This is a genomic window from Novipirellula sp. (assembly GCF_041583735.1).
Lineage (GTDB): Bacteria > Planctomycetota > Planctomycetia > Pirellulales > Pirellulaceae > Novipirellula.
The window spans coordinates 1-4,968 of the sequence record NZ_JBFHFD010000642.1 but is presented as its reverse complement, the minus strand read 5'-3'; the positions used below and the strand labels follow the sequence as shown (position 1 = coordinate 4,968).

Here is a 4,968-nt window from a genome sequence, read left to right as displayed (position 1 = left end):
GAACATCAACGAGTCGGGCGTGACGATGGACCCCGCTTTTGCGACGGCTTCTTTGAATACCGAAATTACCGCGATCGAACACAAGTTGAAACTGGTTCGCCGCATCGCACGAAAGAAGGCTGCCGAGCAGAAACCCAAAGCGGACCGCATCGCCGTTGAGCGAATGCGGCAGCAGGTAGGCGAAGAGTTTGCCCAACAAACTCGCGAAGCCAGTGGGATGGAAACGCCCAACATCTCGCAAAAAATCGCTCCCACATTGAACCGATTGTCGCTTGTCGATCCAGCTCGACTATGGGGCTCGACCGACGACGCCTTGTTTGTCGACACGACGTTGCGCCGCAATGACCAGATTTCGACAACCGTCTCGCGGCCGCCGATCTCGGTTGCCTATGACGCTGCAATTCAAATCCAAGAATCGATAGTGGATAATGCCTTGGGCCCTTTCTTGGCCGGGCGAACCGTCAACGAAGCGATGATCAACGACTTGTTGGCCGAAGCAGGCCGACCGGTTGAAAAGAAAGAAGGCGACGATGCTGAGCCGCCGTTTGAAATCGATTTTGCTCGATTGCAACCGATCGTTTTTGAAGCACGCGACGGCGCCATTCGTTTTGGGGTTCGCGGAACTCGGTTTGCCCAAGGCGAACGCGAATTAAAGGTGCCGATGGAAATTACCGCCACCTACCGACCGGCGATGACCCCCGAAGGGCACGCCATTTTGATCCGTGATGCCGATGTCAATGTTGACTTCCCCGGACGTAAACGGTTGAGTGTTTCCCAGGCGGGGCTAAAGCGAACGATTCAAAAACGCTTTGACGAAGTCTTTCCCGAATCGCTTTTGCAGCGTGAGATCGAGGTCCCGCAGACCGTTGAAATCGAAGCGATTCGCGGACGCCAATACCGCGCCCACCACATCGATTCACGCGACGGATGGCTCACCATCGCCGTTCACTAAGGTTCATTAGATTCGCGGTGCGTGCGTGATTGTTAGAGATGCCGCCCTGCTTGCTGCCTTACGGCTACGGCTCACAAAAAAACGCCGCTTGCGTGATCAAGCGGCGTTTTTCGTTTTCAACCGGTCGGTGGTTGGTTAGAAACGCGTTTGAAACTGAGTGTAGACGAACTGGGCATCCTCGTTGGACAACACGCCTGGAGTTTCGTCGTAATAATCGCCGGCAAAGAAACGCGAGTAGCCGATCAGCATGCTGCTACGCGGGTTCAAATTGACGTTGATGGCGACGTCGATCTCGTGTCCGAGTTCTTTGTCTTCGGCCAATGCGGTTGTGTTGTACGGCTGCATCGTTACGCCGTAGGGCGTGGTCGACGTGTCAAGCAGGAAATAGTGGTACCAAACCAATAGATTGATGTTGGGGCCAAGCACCGGAGTGATGAACTGCATGTTGATGTCGTGAAGGTTACGACGGCCAAACAAGTCCATGAAACCATTGTATTTGTGGGCCAGCGGGAATTGGTGATCAAACGCGTCGTCACCGCGAGCGACAAAGTCGGCGTCGCCACCGGAGGCATAGTCATACCAGAACCAAACCGTGGGCTTCCAATCGGCGACCTTTAGTTTGCGTCCCAATCCTCCGGTGAAGAAACCAGCGTCGTGGCTGCTGCCGTTACTGTTGGAACCAAACTGCACACCGCCTTCGATTTCGTAAAGCAGGTCGCCATTGCTACCGGCAACGCGAGATCCCAGCGTGTGGTAGTCAAAATTGTCGGTACTGTCATCGAGCCCGAGATAGTACATATCCAAGGTGCCGATATCCAACCCTTTGCGGGTTAGGTAGGTGCCAAAAAAGTCAACGCTCTCGTCCGCGTCATCAATCTTGCTCTCCGTCGCCGCGTTACGATTGACGGGATGAACAAAGAATCCATCCACGTTCCAGTCTTCGTTGGAATACATCAAGCGTCCACCCTCGAACGTGCGGCGGGTGTTGGCCCAATCCAATGGCGAAATCAACCGCTGGTTACCGTATAGCAATTCTTGGCGACCGACGCGTGCGGTTAGTTTGCTGCAGCCGTCCGAGAACAAATTCACATCGGCGAACAAGTTCTGGATCTCGCCACGATTCTCTTCAATGGGGCGGTTGTTGAAAAACTCGCCTCCCGAATCGGCGTACAAGTACTCACCATACAAACGAATGTAGTCGTTCATGCGGTAGTCCGAGAACAGACGCAAGCGAGTCAACCAGAATTCGTCGTCGCGTCCGGTCAATCCAAGCCCACGCATCCCATCTTCGTCGTGATAACGAACGCGAACTTCGCCACCAAGATCAAGTTTGCCATCGGCGAGCCCTTTGAGTGAATCGCCGAAAAACGAGGGGCCATTGTAGCAAGGGTCATTCAAATAGCTGAAATCGTTGGCATAGAACACGCCACCGTAGGCCTTTTTCATCTTCTCGGTTGCGGCGTCGCGTTGCTTCTTTGTGCAACAGGTGCTGTTACAGCATCCGCAGGGTGCCGATGTATAGTCGGCCGGGGCTGGCAACGCTTCGGGGTAAACCGCGGTCTCCGACAGCGGCCCAGCCTCGTTCGCCGCGATCGCTTCGGCTGCGGTGTCGGCTGTATCGCTAACGACGCGAACGGCCGGCTCGACGAACACGGTTTCCGTCGCGGATTCCGATGGGGGGAGATCGCTGTAGGTATCCGCGACTGCCGCGTTAAGCGTGAACAAAGTCGATAGAGCCGCCAGCAGTGCGGCACGCGAACGGCGTCGTTTTGGGGTCGCCAACATGGAGAGGTTCCTTCCTCGATGAATGATATTTCGCAAAACCAAAGTAAGGAGTCACGGATTTGCAGCATGCGTTCCCGCGCTTCGTCCATGCGTTTTCCGCATCAACAAGAACATCATTCATGGAGAGAATTCCTCATTCCCGCCAACCCCTTACCGTCTCCAGTAAATCGAGACTATGGTTGCCATCGGCATCCCAAAGGGGTGGGACCTGCAATAAATGGCTGGCACTTAAAATGCGATCGATCGCACTAATCCGGACGAACGATCCTGAACGACACCGTTAATGCAGGGGGTGTACAGTCCGCACCCCTACCAACCATACAAACGGGACGATCATGGTTAGCGGGCCTCTATTGCGCCCTCATGCGTCTGGAAGGGGGTGGCCATGCTTAACAAATAGGCAACTGCTGACATTCTAAGCTGATCCAAAACCGATACTCAAAATACAAAAACTGGTATTTTCGAGAAAATCAAAGACGCTACCGAGGTTCTGGGTCCCGCAGCAAGGGTCTTATTGTGAGTTTCCTCGCCTTAGCTCCGGTGTCCCCCTGACTAGATGGGCGGTTGGCCCATTTGTTGCCTAACACTGCAGACGGCAACGCAGCCCCCTACCGTACCCGATCGTACGCACCGGATGGCTGCCTTGCGTGTGTATCCCCTCCTTCTTGTCACTCCTCTACTTTTTCCGGCGGCGCAACGCCCAGGTCTGTATTTATGCCTTCCGTAACCCTCTGTCGACCGTTTCAGAATCTCGCCCTTTGGGGGTCCGTGTGTTCCTTGACTGCGTTGTTGCTGTTAACGACCACTGGCTGTGGAGGATCGAAGATTACGCTGGAAGACTTGGAGGCCGCTGCTGCGAAGGTGCAACAAGACACTGCATCTGATGGCGCGTCAGTCGTTGAGAATGCCGTTGTCGCCGAATTGTTAGACATCGAAAAACCATCGCTGAAGTTTGGCTTTATCAAGCTAACCGACTGTGCACCGCTTGTGATTGCTAAAGAGAAAGGGTACTTCCAGGACGAAGGCCTGAATGTCGAGATCGAAGCCCAGTCGAACTGGAAAGTTTTGCTGGACCGCGTCATCGACGGCCAGCTCGATGGCGCTCATATGCTCGCCGGCCAACCGATCGGAGCGACGATCGGATTTGGCACCAAAGCGCACATTATCACCGCTTACAGCTTGGACTACAACGGAAACGGCATCACGGTCAGCAACGAGATCTGGAGCCAGATGCAAGAGAATGACGAGAGTTTGAAATCGCCAACCCCGCCGCATCCGATCTCGGCAAAATCGCTCAAGCCGATTGTCGATCGTTACAAGCAAGACGGCAAAGACTTTAACATGGGGATGGTGTTTCCCGTCAGCACGCACAACTACGAAATTCGTTACTGGTTAGCTGCGGCTGGGATTCACCCTGGGTTCTATAACAAAGACAATATTACAGGGATGGTTGACGCTGACGTTCTGTTGTCGGTCACGCCACCGCCACAAATGCCTTCGACTCTCGAAGCGGGGACGATCCTGGGTTACTGTGTTGGCGAACCTTGGAACCAGCAGGCGGTTGCCAAGGGGATCGGTGTCCCGGTGACGACCAATTACGACATTTGGAAGAACAACCCGGAAAAGGTGTTCGGGGTTTCTGCGGAGTGGAACGAGAAGTACCCGAATACTCACATCGCAGTCGTTAAGGCGTTGATTCGAGCAGGCAAATGGCTTGACGAAACCGATGCTGATGGCAAGCTGGTCAATCGTCAGGAAGCAGCAAAGATTCTCAGTGGCAAGGATTACGTCGGAGCCGACGAAGAGTTGATCAAGAAAAGCATGACGGGCACCTTTGTCTTTCAAAAGACCGATGTTCGCCCGATGCCTGATTTTAATGTGTTCTTCAGTCATCACGCCAGCTATCCGCACTACAGCGATTGTATTTGGTTCCTGACCCAAATGCGTCGTTGGGGGCAGATCACCGAAAGCAAGCCGGCCAAGTGGTACGAAGAGACCGCGAAAGAAGTCTACAAACCTGAGATCTACCGCAAGGCTGCTGCGATGCTGGTGGCCGAAGGGAAGATTTCGACGGAAGAAATTCCCGCGAGCGACTATGACGGCTATCGGCCAGCGACCGACGAATTCATCGACGGCAACACCTACGATGCTCGTGATCCAATTGGCTATATCAACAGCTTCGTGATTGGCAATAAGGACGGCGACTCTGCTGATGCCCCGCCCACAAAGCT

General features: G+C 54.1%; 2 protein-coding genes and 1 pseudogene. 2 read left to right on the top strand and 1 reads right to left on the bottom strand.

Features of this window, described 5'->3' with window-relative positions; all coding sequences use genetic code 11:
• Nucleotides 1-952: pseudogene (locus ABX962_RS30065) on the top strand (hypothetical protein); the annotation flags it as partial.
• Nucleotides 953-1,087: 135 nt separating this feature from the next.
• On the opposite strand, the gene ABX962_RS30060 reads toward ABX962_RS30065, so the two are convergent.
• Nucleotides 1,088-2,737, bottom strand: a complete 1,650-nt coding sequence (locus tag ABX962_RS30060; RefSeq protein ID WP_372725074.1) for an alginate export family protein — start codon at nucleotides 2,735-2,737, stop codon at nucleotides 1,088-1,090.
• Between the two features lie 786 nt (nucleotides 2,738-3,523).
• Between ABX962_RS30060 and ABX962_RS30055 the strand changes: the two genes are divergently transcribed.
• Nucleotides 3,524-4,968, top strand: a 1,445-nt coding sequence (locus tag ABX962_RS30055) for a CmpA/NrtA family ABC transporter substrate-binding protein (protein WP_372725076.1), incomplete at its 3' end; no start/stop codon positions are given.

Bases quoted from the DNA above. Each gene is read 5' to 3' on its own strand.
- ABX962_RS30060 (WP_372725074.1), bottom strand. From the start codon at position 2,737: ATGTTGGCGACCCCAAAACGACGCCGTTCGCGTGCCGCACTGCTGGCG.